This window comes from Vibrio sp. CAU 1672, assembly GCF_029223195.1.
Taxonomy (GTDB): domain Bacteria; phylum Pseudomonadota; class Gammaproteobacteria; order Enterobacterales; family Vibrionaceae; genus Vibrio.
Map to the genome: position 1 here is coordinate 75,266 of NZ_JARHUF010000005.1, position 19,784 is coordinate 95,049.

General features: G+C 47.5%; 12 protein-coding genes. 4 read left to right on the forward strand and 8 right to left on the reverse strand.

Translation table 11 applies throughout. The annotated features are described in order from the left end of the window. Nucleotides 1-47: 47 nt before the first annotated feature. Entirely contained in the window at nucleotides 48-3,059 is a 3,012-nt protein-coding gene (locus P2G85_RS06805; RefSeq protein ID WP_275863352.1) for an Ig-like domain-containing protein, read from the reverse strand. Between the two features lie 1,487 nt (nucleotides 3,060-4,546). Between P2G85_RS06805 and P2G85_RS06810 the strand changes: the two genes are divergently transcribed. The 3 genes from P2G85_RS06810 to P2G85_RS06820 all read left to right on the forward strand — a co-directional run bounded on the left by P2G85_RS06810 (nucleotide 4,547) and on the right by P2G85_RS06820 (nucleotide 10,392). After that, nucleotides 4,547-6,178 (forward strand): methyl-accepting chemotaxis protein, encoded by a 1,632-nt coding sequence (locus P2G85_RS06810; protein WP_275863353.1) that lies wholly within the window; start codon nucleotides 4,547-4,549, stop codon nucleotides 6,176-6,178. Nucleotides 6,179-6,589: 411 nt separating this feature from the next. Further along, nucleotides 6,590-9,313, forward strand: a complete 2,724-nt coding sequence (locus P2G85_RS06815) for an HAD-IC family P-type ATPase (protein WP_275863354.1) — start codon at nucleotides 6,590-6,592, stop codon at nucleotides 9,311-9,313. 140 nt (nucleotides 9,314-9,453) lie between these two features. Then, nucleotides 9,454-10,392, forward strand: coding sequence for a CHAD domain-containing protein (locus P2G85_RS06820; protein ID WP_275863355.1), 939 nt, complete (start codon nucleotides 9,454-9,456; stop codon nucleotides 10,390-10,392). Nucleotides 10,393-10,453: 61 nt separating this feature from the next. Here P2G85_RS06820 and P2G85_RS06825 read toward each other — a convergent pair whose 3' ends face one another. From P2G85_RS06825 to P2G85_RS06845, 5 genes are all read right to left on the reverse strand, one after another. Continuing rightward, nucleotides 10,454-11,746, reverse strand: coding sequence for a rhodanese-like domain-containing protein (locus tag P2G85_RS06825; protein ID WP_275863356.1), 1,293 nt, complete (start codon nucleotides 11,744-11,746; stop codon nucleotides 10,454-10,456). Between the two features lie 95 nt (nucleotides 11,747-11,841). Beyond that, on the reverse strand, nucleotides 11,842-13,245 hold the full coding sequence (locus P2G85_RS06830) for a DUF3373 family protein (protein WP_275863357.1): 1,404 nt from the start codon (nucleotides 13,243-13,245) through the stop codon (nucleotides 11,842-11,844). A gap of 55 nt (nucleotides 13,246-13,300) precedes the next feature. Continuing rightward, on the reverse strand, nucleotides 13,301-13,630 hold the full coding sequence (locus P2G85_RS06835) for a hypothetical protein (RefSeq protein WP_275863358.1): 330 nt from the start codon (nucleotides 13,628-13,630) through the stop codon (nucleotides 13,301-13,303). Nucleotides 13,631-13,659: 29 nt separating this feature from the next. After that, nucleotides 13,660-14,256 (reverse strand): cytochrome b/b6 domain-containing protein, encoded by a 597-nt coding sequence (locus P2G85_RS06840; protein ID WP_275863359.1) that lies wholly within the window; start codon nucleotides 14,254-14,256, stop codon nucleotides 13,660-13,662. 14 nt (nucleotides 14,257-14,270) lie between these two features. Further along, a complete protein-coding gene (locus tag P2G85_RS06845) occupies nucleotides 14,271-15,890 on the reverse strand; it encodes a tetrathionate reductase family octaheme c-type cytochrome (protein WP_275863360.1) in 1,620 nt (539 codons plus the stop codon). Nucleotides 15,891-16,424: 534 nt separating this feature from the next. Here P2G85_RS06845 and P2G85_RS06850 point away from each other — a divergent pair. After that, nucleotides 16,425-17,213 (forward strand): lipase, encoded by a 789-nt coding sequence (locus P2G85_RS06850; protein WP_275863361.1) that lies wholly within the window; start codon nucleotides 16,425-16,427, stop codon nucleotides 17,211-17,213. A 35-nt stretch (nucleotides 17,214-17,248) separates the two neighbouring features. Here the strand turns inward: P2G85_RS06850 and P2G85_RS06855 are convergent, their stop codons facing one another. Continuing rightward, nucleotides 17,249-17,503 carry a nitrite reductase gene (locus tag P2G85_RS06855; protein WP_275863362.1) on the reverse strand — a complete coding sequence of 85 codons (255 nt, stop codon included), beginning with the start codon at nucleotides 17,501-17,503 and terminating at the stop codon, nucleotides 17,249-17,251. A gap of 131 nt (nucleotides 17,504-17,634) precedes the next feature. Beyond that, a complete protein-coding gene (gene amyS, locus P2G85_RS06860; protein ID WP_275863363.1) occupies nucleotides 17,635-19,161 on the reverse strand; it encodes an alpha-amylase in 1,527 nt (508 codons plus the stop codon). Nucleotides 19,162-19,784: the final 623 nt, after the last annotated feature.

Genomic DNA, 19,784 nt, shown 5'->3' on the forward strand with positions numbered 1-19,784 from the left:
TGGCTCTCTCTTTTTTTAATTCGCGCACTGCTCATCTGAGCGGTGTGTTATTTTTTACCGTTGCCTTTGTTACCCCCACCAGACCCTGAGCTGCTCAGGCTAATCGACACAGTCGCTGTGGCAGTTTTATCACCGTCACTGATGGTATAGCTGAAACTGTCACTGGTCTTAAAGCTCTTTGCCGGCGTATAGCGAATCTGACCATCAGCAGTGATCTGCACACTGCCTTTTGCTCCTTGCGTTGCTGCAACAATGCGTAAAGCATCACCTTCCGGATCGCGGTCATTCATCAGAACATCAATCTGCACAGGTTCTTTGGCTGCAAGCGTCACACTGTCATTCACCGCAACCGGTGCGTTGTTAACTGGCGTGATGATGACGTAGTTCACCACCTTCTGGCTGAGCAGGTTACTTTCCGCCATATCTTGCGCGTTAATCGCAATGCTATAACTACCCTCTGCGGCCGTGGTCGCTGACGTAACACTGATGCTGACCGTGCGGCTTTCGCCCGGTGCCAGAGTAACCTTGCTGCTGGTACCGCTCCAGCCTGCCGGCAGTTGACTAAAGATGGCAATGTCTTTGTCTGCACAATCCTGGCTATCACGGTTGGTTACGGTTACAGAGTAATCCAGCCGGCTGCCAGCCGCCACTTCACCAGCAAGGGAAGAGACGGACAACAGCGGCGCTTCGGCAACACACACCGGTGCCGGAGCAGCGACAGCATAAGTACCCGCTGCGTTACTGTTATAACTCATATCAGTGGTGTTGTAGCTATAAACATTAATGGCATACACACCCTCAGCTGCAGTTTGCGATGACGTCACATTCAAACTGACCGACGCTGTCTTGCCCGGTGCCAGAATGATGCTGCCGCTGTCTGCACTCCAACCTTCCGGTACGCTGGCAACCACATCAAAAGCAGACGGCTCGCAGGTGCTGCTGTCTTGGCTGGTCACCGTAGCGGTGTAACTCACGGTTGTCCCGGCTGCCACTTCACCACTTTGGTTCGCGGTGAATGACATCACCGGATTAGCCAATACACAGGCTTCAATTGGGGTTTCCACCACATAGCTCGCAACGGTACTGGCTCTGAAATTGCTGTCGGCACGGTTGATGGCGCTAATCGCAATATCGTACTGACCATCTGTTGCAGTACCACTTGAGGTGATATTCAGAGTTGTCGTTTCGCTACTTCCAGGAGCCAGATTTAATGTAGCGCCTGTCGCCGTCCACCCAGCAGGTGCACTCGCTGCTACGTCAAAATCCGAAGCAGCACAGCCATCGTTATCGTTATTGGTAACAGTTACGTTGTAACTAACAGTATCACCCGCTACACCGGTGAAAGTTTCACCTGATGCCAACCTGATCACCGGATCAGTTTGGCTACAAGTCTGCTCCGCGAAACTGACATGCACACTGGCACCGGTACTGTTGGCCCATTCCGTAGTGATGGTAACGCCGGCATCCGGATCGGTGTAGCTGTTACCCACGGCCAGCGCAGCATCATCCATATCAGCCCAGGAGCTTGATGGCGTCATGTCCAGTAGCTGAGAGCCCTGGGTATCAGACTCGGAAGCTACGCGAAATACCACACCATTGGTAATGCCGTCTTTGCCTTGCAGAAAACTGTCAAAACCGATTGCCTGACGATACTCAAGATAATACCAGCTTGCCTGGCCGGTCACCGGATCGGTACCACGCTTGATTTTCAATCCTTTCACTGCACCTTCTGACGCAGATTCATAAGGTTCCAGCACATAACTGCCTTCAGTATCAGCGGTAATAATCTCACCGGAACCTGGGGTCAGCCAACCCAAACGCTCTTTATTGTATGCGCCGAAGTGGCCCTCAACGCCGGCAGCGCCCATAATATCCATGGTATCGCCATAAGTAACAGAAATGCAGTTATCACCAATGGTATCCGCGCCGCAATCCAGCTTTTCTGCGTGGTGCAAACCGAAGTTATGCCCCAGCTCATGACCGATGGTATTCAAGGTAAATGACCCGTTAATCCATGCCCGAGACTGAGTTCCCCCCAGTGTGCCTTTTCCGGTCCAGCCACAGCTGCTTACCTTAGGAAACAAGTAGATCAAGCGGTTATACCGGCTGAGATCAATACCATCTTCTTGCGCATATTGACGAGCATAGCGATCAATTCCGCTTGAATCACAAGTCGTCGAATCCATCGGCAGAGTGTTATAACCATGAACATCACCACTCAACCAGGTTTGGCCATTTGAGTTTTCCTGGTAGAAATCGTTAACCTTACCAAAGACCATATCTCTGACTTCATCGAGTGTCCAAGGCTGCTGAGCATTATCCTGGAAGTTCACCAGAAGTACTAAAGTGCGCTGCTCACCCAATGTGTTAGTCAATGCGGCCGTTGTCGAGGTGGATGTATCAGTTGTCGTTGTGCTGTCCTGAGATAAAACAGACAAAGCATTTTGCTCATCTTCTAACACCAAAGAACCAGATTGTTGCTCGGTATTATTTAATTGCCAGCCACGGGCGCGAACTTTTGAACCGGACTGAATCTGGTGTGCCTTTGCGGTGTTCGGCATGTGCAGCTCAGTGCGTCCGTTATCGGTTGTGAGCACATGTCGCAGGCGGCTTTGGCTATGATCCTGATAGTCTTCGTAGAACACCTCAAGCTCACCTTTCACCACGTGCTGTTGCTCGAGCAAAGCCTGAACTTGTGCCGGGATGCCTTGACGGTCTTTTGCGGTCAAAAGTAACTCAACCGCCGCGGCAGGATCCGATTGCACCAACTCAGCCAACACCGCCTGACGCTCTTCTGCCAGGGCCAGCATTTGCTTTAAGTGCTGACCTCTATTCGAGTGATCAGCCCGGCGATAATCCGCCATTGCTTCGGTCAGGGCCAAAGTTTGTTTTACCGCTTGATGGTGTTTTTCCTGAGCAGCCTTGTTATGTTTGTCTGCCTTCCCATGCTTCTCGGTTCCATGGCCGTGATGGGCATGTGTCACGTCATGATAGTGATCAGCAATGGATACACTATCTTCGGCCGTAGCAAAAGGCACTGCCGTTGCCGTACCAGCCATTAGAAAGGAAGATGCTCCCAAAAGAGCAGATATTGAAAGTTTGTTCAGTCGCGAGGCGAGAATACTTGAACGAAAAGGGATATTAAACATAGTTAAAGTTCTTAGTTTTTTAATCTTGGGAGCCAAAATTATGCTCAGAAATACATAGGCAACCACATTAGGTTACCACTTAGATTCTACTTTTATAAAAAAGCCATTTTGCCTGCAAAGAATAACAAGCATTGCTTTTATTTCAGGAAGTTACGTCTGTAAAATTAAATATATGCATATCAAATATCTTTAATTAAAAACTACCACTGTTCTAAAATTAAATATCTTCGATAGAAATTGGATGATTAATGCAGCCAGCCTGGCGGCCACACTTTATATAATCGAAATAAGCAGTAAAACGTTAGAATTAAATGTCTATAACGCTTCTTATTTCGTTGGCTTTAAATCATCGTAAATAATTATTAAAAAATAATATTCACCCGGTGGTACATAAGTATACCCACCAGTCGATGTTTTCTTTACCTGAGATTTTGATCGAAATTCTGCTTGATAGTCAGATCTAAGCCAGAACGTCGCTAATGCCTGAGTTTAGGCAATTTGAGAGTCATGTTATTAGCATAAAAGTCAAACCTAACCACCACTATTTAAATGCAACAGAACAGATATGTAAGCCGATGTTATTAACGAGCTGTCATATCAATCAGTCTGCTAAGTTTTATTTGCAGGAAGGATATTAACAAACGAATTGATTAAAACTCAACCAAATTAATGTAAAAGATCGAGTTTTTTTTGAAAAGCACATCCAAATCATCAGGATATAAAAGGTAATAACTTGTTAAATGTGATGTTTATTCCATGAATATGAAATCACAATAATAAATAATAACCACTTCTCGTGATCTGAAAAGTTTAATACTTATATTAAAAAACCTTTCCTAATAATAACAAGAAACTGACTTTACATCGCAAATGTCAGAACTATGTCAATAGATACGTAATACAAACAAGCACGCAACATTAAAAGATCCAAACCACAACATATCCAGCTTTTAATGAATATCTTGCGGCATTGTAAAATGGTTAATCAAAAACTTTCAAACAAAGCTCATCATAACTGCTTATTGAACGCACAGATTAACGCGCCAATTTCACTTACTTCAGAACACCATTCGTTATAGCACCCTGTCCGGTGTCTTTCCAAGTGCCGACATCGCGAATTCTGATCACATATTAATACGACCTACATCCAACAACTCATCAGGTCCGCAACTCACAATATGTTCTGGCATCGAATGAATGCGAATTGTTCACAAGCTGGTCTTACCTGCATAAAAAGATTGACATGGATAAATTTATTTTAAAGCTCATATCTCTATCGAAAACCAGAAAACTTAGTGGTACATTACATCTGTTGCAGTAACAATATGGATCTTCATCACACATCTGGACGTGGTTTACTTTGGCGACACAACATATAAAAACAAGGTATATCACTAATGTTTATTAAAAATCTTTCGATTTCGAAGAAAATTTCTTTTTCCTTCTTCATCATTGCACTTGTCAATATCATGCTGGGCATATTTTTGTCTTCAGAGCTCAAAACTATAAAATCCGAACTCCTCAACTTTACTGATGACACCTTACCAGCAATGGAAAGCATAGATGAGATTAGAGATGACCTTTCGCGTTTACGTCGCTCTCAGTTTGTTTCCTTCACATTTGAAGGTTCAGATAAAATCCGAAATAAGATCTCAAGTAACGTCCGTGAACGTAATGAAATTTTGCGTAAGCTGGATGCCTATGGCCAAACGATTTGGTCTGACGAAGAACGTAATATTTTCCAACAGGTTATGCGTAATCTGGAAAGCTACAATCTCACCATGGATCAATACAATGAGGCCATGCTGGCCAACGACAAAATGAAAGCTCATCCCATTTTGGTAAATTCTCTGCCCGCTTTTCAGGCCGTTGACACAGAACTCGGAGAGCTGATCCACCTGCTTAAACAAGCCATGGAGAGCAACAAGTCAAATATCCTCTCTTCGGTTAACGGACAGAGCAGTTCAACTATTGGCAGCAACGTCATCATCTTAATGATCATGACCCTGATGACCTACATTCTGACCCGGTTAATCTGCGGGCCTTTAAAGCTGGTCGTAGACCAGGCCAATGCCATCGCGACCGGTGACTTATCTAACAACATCGACCGACAAGCAATTGGTGATGACGAACTGGGAGAACTGGCTGATGCAACCAGCAAGATGCAGGATGACTTGCGTCAGGTAATCGACAATGTGATCGCAGCGGTGACCCAGTTAAGCGGTGCGGTTGAAGAGATGAACCAGATTTCGGATACATCAGCATCAGGAATGAAATCTCAACAACTACAAATCACCCAAGTGGCAGCCGCAATGACAGAAATGAAAGCTGCCATCGCCGATGTTGCCCACAATACCGAGAATGCGGCCAATCAAGCGAATCAGGCCAATCAGCGCACACAAGATGGCGTACGCATTAGCCAGACAATGGTAGACACTATTGAGGAAGTGTCCAACGTTATAAGCGCTGCTGGTGATACCGTTGCTGAACTTGAACAACAGTCGAACCAAATCAATGTAATTGTCGATGTGATCCGTAATATCGCTGACCAGACCAACCTACTGGCGCTCAATGCTGCTATTGAAGCGGCGCGGGCCGGAGAATCTGGCCGAGGATTTGCTGTCGTTGCTGACGAAGTAAGAACGCTCGCAGGCCGCACCCAGGACTCAACCAGCGAAATTACGACCATCATTGAACAGCTACAATCACTGGCCAAAGACGCAAAATCCGCGACCGAGCTGTCAAGAAGCAGTATCTCTGTCTGCACGGAGCAAGGCACTCAATCCAAGCATTTGATGAACGATATTGAGCTCTCCATTTCCGATATCGCCGCTATGGGTAGCCAGATCGCCACTGCCTGCAATCAGCAGGATTCGGTTGCAGAAGAACTGAATCGTAACATAGAAAACATTCACCTGGCATCACAGGAAGTATCACAAGGTTCAGAGCAAACGGCTCAGGCCTGCCGCGAACTGAGCCAGCTTTCCGTTTCACTCCAGCAAGTGATGAAACGCTTTAAACTCGCTTAAACTGTATTAGTTCTGGCTGGTTCAGACACTCCAGGTAAACTCTTGGAGTGTCTGATTACTCTCCCCTCTCCGCCCCGATCCCCTTGTCGTAACACCTGAGTTAAACGTTTCAGGCAATGACTGCCTGCACCAATTGGCGCTATTTCTAGTTCACCGTAAATCAGAACACACAAGTGATTAAAATATTAGCTGGTGATGTCACTCTATAGCCGAGCTATGAGAGTAATGGCTATGCAAAAATGTTTTTTTGTCTCTTCTTACGCCCGACCGATAAGGCGTGCAAGGGAAAAGCGTATTATTCTTAATCTACAGGCCATCGCTAAGTACACCCTTGCCTTCTGTGTCAGCACTTTGGTACTCCGTAGCTTGACTAACAAGTGGCTTGTTCATTCAACTGTATGGAGACTGCCAGTGAATGTCGATCCCAATAATACTAATCAATGGCATTTGCAAGATGCACACCAAATCGCTATCGATCAGTTGCTGACAGATCTCTCTTCGAGTCAAGACGGATTAAGTACGGCTGAAGCACAACGGCGACTGAAAACCTTGGGAGCCAATATTCTGGAGGCAAAACAACAGAAACCAGAGTGGCTGAAGTTTCTGGAGCAGCTGCGCAACTACTTCGCAATCTTACTGCTCATCGGTGGAGTTCTTGCCTTAGTAGCAGAACAACTGGAACCGGGACAAGGTAACCTCTATATCGCCTATGCGCTGATTGCTGTGGTGATTCTAAATGCCATTTTCACCTATCTCCAGGAACACCAGACCGAGCGAATTATGGAGAGTTTTACCCGCTTACTGCCCCAGATGGTCACGGTGTTGCGAGACGGTCAACCGTCAAGTGTCCGCGCCGATGAGGTCGTGCCGGGTGACGTCATGATCATCGCTGAAGGCGACCGTATCTGCGCCGATGGCCGTTTGCTGAAACACAGTCAGTTAAAAATAGATCTCAGTAGCCTTACCGGAGAAAGTGAACCGCAGTTACGTCATCTGGAGGCAACCAGTGCGAATATACTCGAAAGCCGGAATATGATTTTCTCCGGCACTCTGGTTCAGAGTGGTGACGGCAAAGCCGTGGTTTATAGTACTGGAATGAATACCCAGTTTGGCCATGTGGTGAAACTGACCAAAGCAACAGAGGAAGTGGAAACTCCAATACGCCAGGAACTGCGGCGTTTTACTCGCATTATCGGATTCATCGCCATTGCGTTAGGCATTCTGTTCTTCGCCATCAGTCTGGCGATTGGTAAGGGACAGATTGCCAGCCTGATCTTTGCCATCGGCATTATTGTTGCGAACGTTCCGGAAGGACTACTGCCAACCGTTACGTTGGCATTAACAATGGCGAGTCGGCGCATGGCGAAAAAAAACGCCTTAATCAAAAACCTCGAAAGTATCGAGACACTTGGTAGCACCACCGTCATTTGTACCGACAAAACCGGCACCCTGACCCAAAACCGGATCCGAGTCAACACAATCATTCTGAACCGGAAAGAGTTTGTCGCCTGGGAGCGTACCATTCTTAAACAGCCCGGAGCAAAACTGCTCCTGGATGCCATGGTGCTTTGCAATAACGCCTATCTGAACCCTGACGGCTTTAGTGGTGATCCCACCGAAGGTGCCCTGCTGGTTTACGCCAACGGGTTAGTTGATATTACGCAAATAAACTCTCGCGAACGATGTCATGAACTGCCCTTTGACTCATCAACCAAACGCATGATAACCATTAATCGCACTGGCGCGCCTGAAGGCCATACCGCTTGGTTAAAAGGCGCGCCCGAAGTGGTGCTGCATAAATGCGACTCTTACCTGCTTAAAGACGCTCAGCAGCCAATGAACGATGCAATGCGCCAATACTTTCTCGACGACTTTCAGCGTTTGGCTAAACGCGGAGAACGCGTACTGGCCCTGGCCTATCGCAATATCGAGCGAGCAACACTAAGCGATGAAAGTGGCTTTGTCCTGATTGGTTTAATTGGCATGCAGGACCCGCCACGGCCGGAAGTCCCCAACGCGATTCAACGCTGCCGCCGGGCCGGCATTAAAGTCATCATGATCACAGGTGATTTTGAGATCACCGCCGAAACCATCGCCCGTCAGGTTGGTTTGGTCAGAGGCGAAGGCGTCGTGATCCGGGGCGAAGACCTGGCGACGATGTCCGATGAACAGCTTCACAGCGCCCTAACCGCACCGGAGATCGTATTCGCACGCACCAATCCGGATCAGAAATTACGCATTGTGCGTGCATTACAGGCACAGAACGAAGTGGTATCGGTCACCGGCGATGGGGTTAATGACGCACCAGCACTTAAAAATGCAGACATGGGGGTCGCAATGGGGCTAATGGGCACCGATGTCGCCAAAGAGGCCAGTGACATGGTACTGATGGACGACAACTTTGCCACCATAGTGAGCGCCGTCGAAGAAGGCCGGACCATCTTTGAAAACATCAAGAAATTCATCGCCTATATCCTGACCAGCAATGTGCCGGAAATACTGCCCTTTATCGCTTATGTGTTGTTGAACATCCCACTACCGCTGACCGTCATCATGATCCTGGCCATCGACCTGGGAACCGATATCCTTCCGGCACTGGGTCTTGGCTCTGAAAAGCCAGAGTCAGATGTCATGCGGCGGCCTCCACGATCTCGACAAGAACGATTACTCACCCGTCATTTACTATTCAGAAGCTACGGTGTCGTCGGTATGATCCAGGCCGTCTCAGGTTTTTTCTGCTATTTTGTCGTCCTGTATCACGGTGGCTGGTCCTGGGGGTTGGAACTTTCATCTAGCGACCCGTTATATCGCTCAGCGGTGACAGCCTTCTTCGCTTCTATCGTAATATGCCAGATCGCCAACGTGATGGTTTGCCGTACGCGACGGCAAAGCGTATTCAGCTTAGGGGCACTGACCAACCGGCTGGTAATACTCGGTATCATCACCGAATTAATCCTGCTGGCCGTGATCTGCTATGTTCCAATCTGCAATACCTTCTTTGGTACTGCCCCGCTGGAAGCCTGGCAACTACTGCTAAGCCTGCCATTTGCATTGGTGATTTTTTTCGGTGATGAACTGCGCCGGATGTACATTCGCAAGGAAAACACGTTTGCAATGAAATGGCTCAACTGGTGAATTCACCACTCTACATATTGATGTCCAATATCATCCTTTAATTTTAAACCAGTAGCTGAAGTCAAAGTCGCTTTTTGCTGCTCAGATCGTCAGCATAGCGCTACAATTAAAAGCATGTCAGGAGGCGTGGAGGCCTAAACATGTCTTTTCCTAAGCGGGATAAAACACCATTGAAACTGACCGATGACTGTGATTTCCCTATCCTGTTTGCTCAATATCTGTCTGATGAGGTGAACTATGCACGTTCATTGGAAACGGGGCTGAAACAAGGTAAAGATCCTGAATATAACCATCAATATCGGGTAGCGCTGCGCCGCACCCGCTCATTGCTGTTATTACTTGAAGACGCGCTGCCACCTTTTGAAGTTCGCTTGTTGAAAAAGCAGCTGAAAGTATTAATGAAACAGACCAACCAGTTACGCGACCTGGATGTTTTTTTGCTGGAACGGCCAAAGTACCTGCAAATGGCGCCACAGCCCCCCCAGGCCATAGCCGATCTGTTCCGTTTGCTCAGCGAGCAGCAACGCAATGAGCATCAGCGCGTCACGCATTGGCTAGAAAGCCGCCATTACACCGGTGTCTGCATGTCAGTTGAAAACAGCTTAAAACGCAGCTTTGCCTCAGACCACGAGTTGTCTGAAGCAAGTTCTGCTACTTTTGCGAGAAAAAACATTGCTGAGCATTTAGCGCAAGTGGTCACACAGTGCCGGCAACTGAATAAAGACAGCCCGGACGATGCCATCCACGCGCTGCGGATTGAATGCAAAAAACTGCGCTATCTGCTGGAGTTTTACTCCGGCGTGTTCACCGATCAGGTGCACCGCCTGCACATCAGCCAATTAAAAATACTTCAGGATAAGTTGGGAGTGTTTAATGACACATCAACACAAATTGCTTTTTTTGAGCAGCAACTGCAACAAAAGCAGCTCCCCTCCCCAATCCGAAAAGCAATCAAGTCATTGCTGAAAACCACCCAGCACCAGCATCAGGATGCGCGTGTCGCGATCATTAAACAGCTCAAACGTTACCAGCAGGATATCGAAAACGAAGCGCTCCAAAGCTTCTATGCTGCCGGCTAACTATGGCCGTCAATCCGGTGATCTGAATGACCACCGGATACAGGTTGAGACGCTTTCAACTTTAAATCAGGCTAATACCGTGCTCTTTCGCCACCTCCTCCAGCGTGTCATCCAGAAATTTCACGTTGCTATAGCCTAACTGGGTCAGCGTGGTATAAGCCAGGGCAGCGCGCGCACCGCCGGCGCAATGGACAATAACCAAGCCGGCTTTTGGAATTTGCTCCAAGTGCTGATCCAGGGTTTCGAGCGGAATGTTCACCGCCTGTTTTAACCGGCCCTGACTGGCTTCCTCTGCTGAACGCACATCGATGATGGTTGCATCACCTGATTTCACAGCTTTAACAAACTCTTGTTCGTCAATGGCACCTTTTGCCAGCTTCTTAACATAATTCAGCTGACCGGCAATTGGGCCACTCTCAACCGCATGTTTTTGCGCAGCCCAGGCAGTAAACCCGCCTTGTAAAATCGCAACATTTTTAAATTTCCAATAGGTGAGGATCTCGTAGGCTTCAACCGCTTCATCACTGGTTGCCTGATCCGCAACTATCGTGATTGGGGCTTTCTTGTCCCTGAGCGAAAAAATTGTCCGCTTGCTGGTTGGGTACTTCTCTTTGTTCCACTGCTCATGCTGCTCCACCAACTGCGTAACGGGCAGGTGAACGGCCCCTTTGATGTAGGTCACGGGCATGGCCCTGACATCCAGAATGATATGGTGCGCATCAAGGTTTTGCGCCAGCCAGTCCGGATTAACATGTGCGGGATAAACGTCTTTCTTCCAGGCCGGGAAGCCCTCAACATACGCTCTGACATTGTTATAGCCGTTGGCCATGGCAATCGACATCGCCTTCGGGCTGAGCGGACAGGTCACACCGCCACAGTAGAACACCAACGGGGTTGCTTTATCCTCAGGTAACCAGTTCAGGTTGCGTTCAAGCAGGTTTGCCGGTGTCGGCCGGGCGCCGGGAATATGGCCAAGATCGTATTTGCTTTTTGGTCTGGCATCACCAATAAACAGCGGCGCATTAGCGTCGATCATCTCTGCCAGTTCATCGGTGGAGATCACCCGCTCTTTGGGCAGCTTAACCAGAATCCGTTTGATCGTAGTGGCGAACATCTTGTCATCTACCGTTGCCCTGAATTTGGTGTTAACTGTAAATTCCTCAAAAGACTCGGCACTTTGCAGTTGGGTATCATCGCTGAACTTGATCACACCCACTTGCGTGGTCTTGGGATTAATATACTGAATCACTTTTGCCTGAACGGAAATCGACTGGACCTTACCAACAATCTCTGCCCCCATCAGAGCAAAGGGAGTAATGGCCAGCGATAACAGTACTACGAGCTTTTTCAACATGGGGAACCTCCATTTTAAAGACACCCAGGCTATTATTTAACCTCCTTAAGCAGCCTGGAACCGAGCTGCATAAGGGAGTCGGCGCTGGAAATGGGTTAATACTTGTAGCGCAGTAACAAGCGCAAATCATTGGCTTCTTTTACCGGCGGCGGGGTGCCGAACATCTGGCTCATTGCCAACGCCGTCTGCATGTCCATCGGCGTACCGGACGCACTGCCAAAGAAGCCATTACTGCCGGTATAGTCGTAATTGATATGGGTATAGCGGATCTGGGCAACCCAGGCTTCATCAATGATCGGCAGGTTATAGTAAACCTCAACAGCATCGCCTCTGGCAGCCAGCTTAGAACCAATCATGGTATCCTCACCATAAGTGAATGATCGCCAGTACTTGGAACCATGGTTAAATTCGATTCCAAACGAGTCATTCTCCATAAAACCTGGGAAGTTAACGCCTAACCAGTAGGAGTAGCCGGTCTCTTTATCAGTTGAGCCCAGCATGGCCATCGAGTCATCGGGATCGGTCTGTGAAACCGAGTAAGAGGCAAACACCCGGGAGCTATCTAAAAAATCATTGATCAGCTCACCGATTCCGTTCACTTCCAGAGACACGGTAGCATTGTTCAGATTGCCGAAACTGCGGAATGTGTACTGCCCTGCCATGACCTCATTGATGTCATAACCAATCAGATTGGTCGCATGGTAGACCATGGCTTTAAGATCATACTGGCCGTTGTTGTACGGGGTAAAAATAAAGCCAACAAAGTCGGTATCATCGGTCTGGTTTTCTGACTCGGCATAATCCGTTCCGCTGGGAGTAAAACGCGTCGTTGCGTTGCTCAGGCCACGGCCGGCACAGAACTTCACCGCAGCCCCCGGAATACCGGTCAGCTCATCCCACTTGGTATTCAGGCTTAACCCATCAAACTCGACATTGATAGAGTGGCCAAGCGGTGACTGCGCCTCGTCAAATCCTTCACGGTGGTTAACCAGAAAACCTTCGGTTGCAGGCCTTCGGCCCAGGCTGAAAGACCAGCCCAAATCGTTTACCCCCGCAAACTGGCTGCCATGGTAGAGGAAATAGGCCTGACGGACTTTAACTGAGTTGTCGGTGAGATTTTGATTAATTACCCAGTCGAAATCAGGCATCCCGCTCTCGCCGGGGTACATGTTCAGGTTTTCACCAAAAATCTTGTTATAAGAAAGCTGACCGATGAAAGTGAGGTTGTCATTGTATTGATAGCCCATGTTGAGCCACAAACGGTTCGAGATCAGATCGTCGTTATCGGCTTTTGAACCATCTGCCATCTTGTATTCTATCGAGTCCATCGTGACCCGGTAATCAACACCGAACTTGAGGTTCTGCCCGGCCGTATCGATTTTCAGTTCCCGGATCTGCTGCTGAAGATCATCGATTTGCTGCTGAAGCGTCTCATCAGCCCATGCCAGCGGCGAGAGGCTCAAGGAGACCACTGCTGAAAGAGGGAGCCATTTATTCATAATTATTTCCCTTTATTCGTTATGAATTACATCTGCAAATTCTGCCTTTTGTGAACTAATTACAGCTGGGCAGTTCGCCACTGTCTGCTGCATACTTAACCGCGAAGTCTTTGATATGCGGGGCAATCTTCTGAAACTTTTCGCTGGCCAGAAACTCTGCCGACTCAGGATGCTTTTTGCTGTATTTCTTGATGAATTTTTCCGCATCCTTTTTGAAATAGCGTTTCCACTCCACCTTCAGATGCTGGGCGGCAAACTCCTGGCCGTTGTATTCAAAATAAGGACGAAGGTATTTCAGGTAATATTGCTGGCCTTTATCCGCATCCGCTGATGCACCAAATGAAACCAACACCACCATTAAGCTCAAAATTAATTTTTTCATCATCAGTACCTCTTTTTCACAATATGTAGAAATTATTCGTCTATGGTCTCTTTGCCGGTCAGCATCGCTTTAATGTGGGTCGACAACCTGGCCCCGAGCGTGATCAGATACAAATGGACAATCAAAAACGCTACAATGAGGTAGGCGGTCACGGTATGAATGATCGCTACCATTCCGATCTGATCGATGTATCCTGCGGCGCGCAGTTCCGGGAAGAAGAAGAACACCACACCGGTAATGACCTGAATCGGAACTAACACAAACAGCAATCCCAGGTAACCCATTCGCTGCAACGGATTAAACTTATTCTCCGGCGTCATATGATGTGGATGCGCCTCACCGACAAAAACGCCATAAAGATAAAAGCGGATCACCCCATCAATCCCTTGGGTGTGGGGAACAAACTGTTTCCATTCTCCGGTGGTCAGGATCCAGGTAAAAATCAGGATGACCATTGCCGCCCAGATAAATCCTGCCCAGTGATGCAGTGACGAGCTGGTTGCAAAACCAAACAGCTGAATCGCGCCATGGATATCCAGGCCGGTAGCGATAAGCAGCAATACCAAAACAGCCTGACCCCAGTGCCAGAAGCGTTCAAAGCGTTTAAAAATTATCATTGTCTTTTTCATTGTCTTATCCTGCCTCATTGATGGTCCTGGCCTGACTGGTTATTTCTGCGGCGCAGCATCACCACCCGGGTCAATGCGTGTAATATGACGGCTGCCAGGCTGCCCCAAATGGCAATCCAGCCGAAGTATTCGACATAAACATTGCTGTCCCGCCCAACCAAATAGAAGTCATCAAGCCCGTTAAGCCGGCTTTGTAGGCTATGACAAGATTCACAGGCCACCGACTGCGCTTTTGGGGCCACCATGTGTTTGATCGGCCAATAGCCATTGGTTTCAATAAAGTCATACTGGCCACTAAACTCGACCTCATTCAGCTTCGCCCCGGCGGTCAGTGCTTTTTGCCAGTCATACTCAGTCCAGAACGCCCCCGAACCAGGCCGGCCATACAACTTGATGGGTAAGATGCGGTTCAGTTGGGTGTCATACGGCTGTTTTCCGCGGTGGATTTTGAATGGCCAGATGCGCGCTTCGGGATCGTTGTAACTGCCGGTTGGCGGGTTGATATCAACCGGTGCGCTGGCAGGGTCAATCGTATCCCGCAGAGTCAGCTGTTTTAGCTCCCCTTTGTACCAGCGGTATTGCGGTACAACATTTCTACCCCAGGTAAAGGTACCTTTTTTGCTCATGTAAGCATGGTTAACCACACCATCAAACTCTTTATCAACAGTGAACGGTTTCCCCTCTTTCATTTGTCCGGCGGTAGACCAGTCCCAGGACAGTTTAGTGAGGAACGGGCCGCGTGCCATTTCGGGGATATGGCATGAAGCACAGGCGACTTTCGCACTGTGGTTATCTATTACACGTTGCTGGTGAGGGGTTGCGCTATGGCAGGATTCACAAGACACATTATTGCCTTGCCGCTCGCTGCGGCCTTTACTCAGCTCATGGTCAATGAATGCTTTTCGATCGTAATAACGGCCGGAGATCTTATGATCATTAGTGGTATGGCAATCCTGACAACTGAAATCCAGCTTCTCCGGGCTCATATGCACATCCAGTTCAAAAGCTGGCTTGATCAGTGATAAATCAGTATCACCATGTTTGACCCCATTGCCACCACCACCAACCGCGTGACAGGCAAGGCAGTTCTCTCGTTGCGGGCTACCGATATGCTGAGCAACATACTGAAGGTCAATGGCTTTTTGAAGCCTGCCACCAACTTGGGTATCTTCATAATACGGATGCCCGGAAGAGATCGCCGACTTTTTATAGCTGCCGGTTTGATCGTGGCAGACTAAACAGTCCACGTTTTCTTCCGCCTCGAAGTCGAAGTCTTCATTACGCCAGCCATAACCTGTGTGACACTGAGTGCAGCTTTCATTGCCCCGGGCGGAAACACAGTAGTTATTAAACGCGTTTTTACCTTTGCCAACCTCGATACCATCAACCTTCTTCGCCCAGTTCCAGTGAAAAGTTTGATGTACCTGTTTGGATGATTCGGTGTGGCAACTGAGGCACGCCTCAGTCACATCCGGCGCATAATCAAACTCCTGGTTTAAGATATCAAAAGTCGAGTGATCGGCAGTCCCGGCTATCGAAGACACCTCGCGCCTTGCTGGTTCGACTTTCCCATCACTTGATGCGTGTGCTGGACTTACCAAAAGCACCAGCAGTAAAACCATCTGAAATTTCATGTTTACCCGCCACCTGTAACAGCCAGCATGAAGCACTTACTTTCCCGTCATGCAACACAACCCGAGTCAATCACCGCCCACTTACATTAGCATTCCATAATGTGCTAATGTAAATTGATGTAGTATGCCCCGGCGCTGGCGAGTCGGAGGAAAAGGCAATTACAACATGCAGTTCCAACCTTTATTTAGACTACGCTAAATAACCATACCCTTATATACATACTACTAATGTATTACAAAAATCCACTTTATGTGTGCGGTTATAGAAGTATTTACTCAATCCTATAACCTGGCTCACAATATTTATTTTCACCCACGCGAAGACTTAATTGTCCTATATCAACGACTTTAAATATCTCTTTTATAAACAGGGAGATGACTGCACAACAATCACCTCGTGCCACATAAAAATTCACAAAGTAAATCACCGATAATTTCGGCAACAACTGCCTTCGATAGCCGCAAGCTGGATTCATCCGTCCTTCATAATTGGCAAATAAAGTGACCGACTGATGCAGCGAAAGTGACTTTATAGTGAAACCTTTAAAACGATACCAGTATGAGCGTTATGCAGTACTGTGCAGCCTCGCCTACCCACGTGTTTTCAAACATACTCGCTATGGTTTTGACCCTAATGGGCAAAGAGTGATCAAGAATAAGTCCGGAAAAACCATGATAAGGGTCCTGTGGTGTAAAACGCGCACGGAAGTGGTGGTGGTGATTAAAGGCTCTCACAGCCTTGAGGACTGGCTACTCAATTTTACTGTCTGGAAGCGCAGTTGCCGCCAGTTGGGCCTGAATTATCGCATCCATGCCGGGTTTTATCATTTGCTGTGTCAGGAAAGTGCTCCGGCGAGAAATGAAGACCGGCTCGGGCTGTCAGTAATTGAGCGGCTTGAAGAGGCAGTAGTGCCGTTAATACAGCAAGGCAAGCGCCTCACCATCACCGGGCACTCCTCCGGCGGAGCCATCGGCTGTGTATTTGCTGACTATATGGAAAAACAGTACCCCAAAAGTATTAAACGTGTGGTCACCTTTGGTCAGCCTGCAATTGGAGGTTGGAACTTCAAACAGCGTTATCGTCTGGCCCACAAAACCTATCGCATTTGCTGCGATCTGGATGTGGTGACGTTTATGCCTCCCATCCCCCTGCTTTACTGGCATGTCGGTAAAATGCTGTGGTTGTATAACGGACGGGTCTATGAAAACACGCCAACTTTCATTCACCTGGGCCGCTCTGTGCTTAGTTGGTTAATCCGCCCCTTTTCTTACCACCTGATGAGCAAATACATCCGTAATAAAGACTTCTTTGATGAACGCTAAACATAAAAAAGGCTGGAGTATCCAGCCTTTTAACGTTATAGCGACGCGATCTCATTTTCAAGTTGATATTTGCGGTCAGTGACGATCCGCTCAAGCACTTCAACGCGGGTTTTTAACGCCTCGATTTGTTGCTGCAACTGCTCGCGTTCTTGTTCGCCTAATGTATTACGCTCAGATAATTCCAGCGTTCGAACGTCTTTACGGTGCTGAAGGACCATTTTAACAATCCCGCGACCGAAAATCGCACTAAATACAATGGCAACAATCATGACATTGAAAATCGATTCCATGCCTATTTTCCCTTTTAATCATGCCCGTTGATAACTTACGCATTGATCAGGAAAATATCAAACAAGACACTGATTAATTTTAAATATCTCGCGAAATTTCGTGAGCACTTGTTTCAATCACACCTCAATATTTACTGATTCACACTAACCCAAACCGAAACTGAACCGCCGTTAACCGGGAATTCAGCCCAGCCATCACCATTGGTCCACACGTCTTCAGTACGGTTGCCAAGCTGGTCAACATAACGGGTGTTGGCGTGGCCAGTGTACATCCATTTCGTACCACCGGCAGCATCAGTCATGATCACCGCCATTGAGTTTGGATGTTCAGCATCACCTTCGCGGGTCCAGCCAATGATATCCCAGTGATCCAGGTAAGAGTGCTGGGTGCCGTACGCATAGTCTTTACGCAGTGACACCAGTTTCTCGATGTGTGGGATCTTGACCATATTGATGTCGTGGCCTTTATCCGAGTATTGCGCCCCATAGTAATCAGCATAAAACACCGATGGGTAACCCTCTTCACGCAGCAGGATAAATGCATAAGCCAGTGGCTTAAACCACCAGTTAACGGTGGACTCCAGCGATTGCAAAGGTTGGGTATCATGGTTTTCCACCAATGTTACCGCTTTCGTCGGGTTATCTTTCATCAGGGTGCCATCCATGATCTGGCGCATATCGTAATTGCCGTTGCCAAAGGAGGCGTTATAGAAGTTCATGTGCAAAGGCGCATCGAATAACGACATGCTACCGGATGTTTTGGTGATAAAGTTGTGCAACTGGTTAATGTCATAGTTCCAGTATTCACCGACGGTAAACAGCTCCTTACCGGTTTTCCAGCGCAGATGGTCAATCCACTCCTGCAGGTACTGGTATTTGATGTGCTTGACCGCGTCCATACGGAACCCGTCGACACCCGTCATGTTCAGGTACCATTCACCCCAGTCTTTCAGCTCTTGCTTCACTTCCGGGTGATCCATATCCAGATCGGCGTACATCAGGTAATCATAGTTGCCCTTTTCGGAACTCACGTCCCAGTCCCAGGCTTTACCTTCACCTTTAAACTTAAAGATGGCTTTTTCACCATCAGAATCATCGTAATCGACGCCATCAAAGTGATACCAGGTCCACTTGAATGAAGAATATTTATTAGCACGCCCTGGGAAGGTGAAATCTACCCAGGCTTGAATCCATTTATCACCCAGCTCGATGTTACGGTTATCCCAGTCCACTTTTTTGGTATCAACCCAGAGCTTACCGTCGGCACCACCGCGGTGGTTAAACACCACATCGCCATAGACCTGAATGTTGTTGGCATGTGCGGCCTGGATGGCACTAAGGTACTGGTCTTTGGTACCGTATTTGGTTCTTACCGAGCCTTTTTGATCAAACTCCCCCAAGTCATACATATCGTATACGCCGTAACCGACATCATTGCTGCCGCCATCGCCTTTATAGGCAGGTGGCAGCCACAACGCGGTAATACCATTTGTCGCCAGCGATTCAGCGTTATTTTCCACTTGTGTCCATAATGTTCCGTCATTTGGCACATACCAATGGAAATACTGCATCATGGTACCATTCTGGTACGCATAAACCGGCGCAGACAACAGCAAGGATAAGGGTAAAATTGCACGTTTAAATGTTATAGCTTTCATTATTTCTTTTCTCTCACGTTATGAAGAAAATTCGCACCTGCCAGCTAAGGCGGGTCCCGAATTAAGCGTAAGTAATCCCAATTTCAACCCAGTATTTGTGACACTGGTAGCGTGAATCACTCACCAAATAACGCTATCACCAAGCTACGCCTACAATTATTGACACATTTAACATTTATAAAATGAATGAATCAACCCGCACCAATAATGGAAGAGAGATCAAATTTTGTACAGACAGTTAAAAGTCAACCCCGGCCAATAATAGTAAATCTAAAATCCGTCTAACTCGATAAATGAAGCCACGACAACCTGAAGCAAAGGAACGCTAAGCCTTTATTTTATTGAAGATAATTTATCTCACCACCTCGCATATTATGGCCAGAGAGGATAGCCATTTGCTGATGTCACATGGCGTCAGTAAGGGCGAATAAAAGGCAAAAACAGTAAACGGTGACATTTGTTAAATCTGAGTATATGTGTAAACAAATGTGATGCATTTCTTAAAATAAACGAATAATGAAAATGTCTCCCGGAGGCAAATCAATGCTCAAAGATAAGCAATTCTCCGCATAGCATCAGCGATATCTACGGTTTTGTAATTACGGTTTTGTAATATAGCTTGA

Excerpts from the sequence above, each read along its gene's own strand:
- P2G85_RS06805 (WP_275863352.1), bottom strand. The coding sequence starts at position 3,059 with ATGGCTGGTACGGCAACGGCAGTGCCTTTTGCTACGGCCGAAGATAGT.
- P2G85_RS06810 (WP_275863353.1), top strand. The coding sequence starts at position 4,547 with ATGTTTATTAAAAATCTTTCGATTTCGAAGAAAATTTCTTTTTCCTTC.
- P2G85_RS06820 (WP_275863355.1), top strand. The coding sequence starts at position 9,454 with ATGTCTTTTCCTAAGCGGGATAAAACACCATTGAAACTGACCGATGAC.
- P2G85_RS06825 (WP_275863356.1), bottom strand. The coding sequence starts at position 11,746 with ATGTTGAAAAAGCTCGTAGTACTGTTATCGCTGGCCATTACTCCCTTT.
- P2G85_RS06830 (WP_275863357.1), bottom strand. The coding sequence starts at position 13,245 with ATGAATAAATGGCTCCCTCTTTCAGCAGTGGTCTCCTTGAGCCTCTCG.
- P2G85_RS06835 (WP_275863358.1), bottom strand. The coding sequence starts at position 13,630 with ATGATGAAAAAATTAATTTTGAGCTTAATGGTGGTGTTGGTTTCATTT.
- P2G85_RS06840 (WP_275863359.1), bottom strand. The coding sequence starts at position 14,256 with ATGAAAAAGACAATGATAATTTTTAAACGCTTTGAACGCTTCTGGCAC.
- P2G85_RS06845 (WP_275863360.1), bottom strand. The coding sequence starts at position 15,890 with ATGAAATTTCAGATGGTTTTACTGCTGGTGCTTTTGGTAAGTCCAGCA.
- P2G85_RS06855 (WP_275863362.1), bottom strand. The coding sequence starts at position 17,503 with ATGGAATCGATTTTCAATGTCATGATTGTTGCCATTGTATTTAGTGCG.
- amyS (WP_275863363.1), bottom strand. The coding sequence starts at position 19,161 with ATGAAAGCTATAACATTTAAACGTGCAATTTTACCCTTATCCTTGCTG.